Here is a 2674-nt window from a genome sequence, read left to right as displayed (position 1 = left end):
AGTAATGAACGGCCGGCGTTCGATAAAGTCATCACGGACATTGCGGATTACGCGCTGGGGTACGAGGTCAAGAGCGATCTTGCGTATGAGACGGCGGCCTATTGCCTGATCGATACGCTGGGATGCGGGCTGGAAGCGCTCGAGTACCCTGCATGCACGAAGCTTTTGGGGCCGATTGTGCCGGGCGCTGTCGTTCCGCATGGGGCGCGCGTGCCGGGGACGAGCTATCAACTCGATCCTGTGCAGGCCGCCTTCAACATTGGCGCGATGATTCGCTGGCTGGACTTCAACGACACGTGGCTGGCGGCGGAGTGGGGACATCCTTCGGATAATCTGGGCGGAATTCTGGCGGTGGGGGACTGGGTTTCGCGGACCGGAGCGGTGGTGGGCAAGACGCCGTTGACGATAAAGCAGGTACTGGCGGGGATGATCAAGGCGCATGAGATCCAGGGCTGCATTGCGCTGGAGAATTCGTTCAACAAGGTGGGCCTGGATCACGTTGTGCTGGTGAAAGTGGCATCCACTGCCGTGGTCTGCGGGTTATTGGGGATGAGCCGCGAGCAAACGGTGAATGCCATTTCGCTGGCGTGGGTGGACGGGCAGAGTCTGCGCACGTATAGGCACGCGCCGAATACGGGATCGCGGAAGAGCTGGGCGGCGGGCGATGCGACGAGCCGGGCGGTGCGATTGGCGTTGATGGCGCGGGCCGGCGAGATGGGGTATCCCTCGGCATTGTCGGCGAAGACGTGGGGATTCTACGACGTGTTGTTCCGCGGGCAGGAGTTCAAATTTCAACGGCCTTATGGCAGCTACGTGATGGAGAACGTGCTGTTCAAGATCAGCTTCCCGGCGGAGTTTCACGCGCAGACGGCGGTGGAAGCGGCGATGACGTTGAAAGCGAAGCTTGATGCGGCTGAAAAAAAAGCTGAGGACATTCAGCGCATTACGATTCGAACGCATGAGGCGTGTCTGCGGATTATTGACAAGAAGGGGCCGCTTTCAAATCCTGCGGATCGCGATCACTGCGTGCAGTACATGATTGCCATTCCGCTGATTTTCGGGCGGCTTACGGCGGCGGATTACGAAGACAAGATTGCCGGCGATCCGCGAATCGATGCGTTGCGGGCGAAGATGGAGTGCGCGGAGGAGCCGCGATTTACGCGGGATTATCACGATCCGGAAAAGCGTTCGATTGCGAACGGGTTGCGTGTGGAGTTGAAGGATGGGACGGTGCTCGAGGAAACGGTCGAGTTTCCAATTGGGCACAAGCGGCGGCGCGATGAGGGCATGCCGCTGCTGGTGGAAAAGTTCAAGCGCAACCTGGCGCGGCGATTTGGCGAAGAGCAGCAGCGGCGGATTCTGGATGCTTCGCTTGATCGGGAACGGCTGGAGCGAATGGCGGTGAGTGAGTATGTGGATTTGTACGTGGTGTGAATTCTGCAGTGCTCATTATAAGGATGGTTGCGGCACCGTGGGTACGCGTGTTTGACTTGGGTCCGAAGGTTGACCACACCCAATGGCATATATTCTTGCACTGGACCAGGGCACGACGAGTTCGCGTGCCATTCTGTTTGATGAAGCCGGCTCGATTGTTGCGGTAGCGCAGCATGAGTTCGAGCAGTTCTACCCGCAGCCGGGCTGGGTGGAACACGATCCCACGGAAATTCTGACTAGCCAACTGGCGTGTGCGGTAGAGGTGCTGGGCAAGGCCGGTGCGCGTCCGCGCGATGTGGCGGCGATCGGCATTACGAACCAACGCGAGACTGTGGTCGTGTGGGAGCGCGAGACCGGCAAGGCCATTCATCCGGCGATTGTGTGGCAGGACCGGCGGACAGCCGCGCAGTGCGATGCACTGGAGAGGACCGGAGTTGGAGAGACAGTTTCTTCAAAGACCGGACTCGTACTGGACCCGTATTTTTCGGGGACGAAGGTGCGATGGATTCTGGACAACGTTGCAGGCGCGCGGGAGCGGGCGGAGCGCGGCGAGTTGGCGTTTGGGACGGTGGACAGCTGGCTGATCTGGCATCTGACCAGCGGCATGCGGCACGTGACGGACGTGACGAACGCTTCGCGCACGTTGCTCTACAACATCGTGAAGGGCGAATGGGATGCTGAGTTGCTGCGCATTTTCGACGTGCCCGCGACGATGCTGCCGGAGGTGGTGTGGTCGAGCGACCGCATTGGCGAGGTGACGACATCGCTGGGGTTGGGCGGCGTGGCGATTGCGGGGATTGCGGGAGACCAGCAGGCTGCGCTGTTTGGGCAGCTTTGCTGGAATGCCGGCGAAGCGAAGAACACGTATGGAACCGGCTGTTTTCTGCTGCAGAACATCGGGACGGGACGCGATAGCAACGGGACGGGGTTTGTGCGGTCGAAGCACAAGCTGATTACGACGCTGGCGGCGAGCGCGCAGAAGCGGCTGGAATATGCGCTTGAGGGCAGCATCTTTATTGGCGGAGCGGTGGTGCAGTGGCTGCGCGATAATCTTCGGCTCATTGGATCGTCGGCTGAAGTGGAGGCGCTGGCTGCAAGCGTGCCGGATACGGGCGGCGTGGTGTTTGTGCCGGCATTCGTTGGGCTGGGCGCGCCGCATTGGGATCCGCATGCTGGAGGTTTGTTGATTGGACTGCGGCGCGATACGAAGCCGGGACACATTGCGCGAGCGGCGCTTGAG

2 protein-coding genes are annotated in these 2674 nt (G+C 60.6%); both read left to right on the top strand.

Going from position 1 to position 2674, the window contains the following annotated elements:
- A partial coding sequence (locus tag WA354_RS03150) for a bifunctional 2-methylcitrate dehydratase/aconitate hydratase (RefSeq protein ID WP_472811557.1) occupies positions 1 to 1434 on the top strand: 1434 nt, incomplete at its 5' end.
- A gap of 82 nt (positions 1435 to 1516) precedes the next feature.
- On the top strand, positions 1517 to 2674 hold a 1158-nt coding region (locus WA354_RS03145; RefSeq protein ID WP_472811556.1), incomplete at its 3' end, for an FGGY family carbohydrate kinase.

The organism is Occallatibacter sp. (genome assembly GCF_049802275.1).
Lineage (GTDB): Bacteria > Acidobacteriota > Terriglobia > Terriglobales > Acidobacteriaceae > Telmatobacter.
This window is presented reverse-complemented; position numbering and strand designations above follow the sequence as displayed.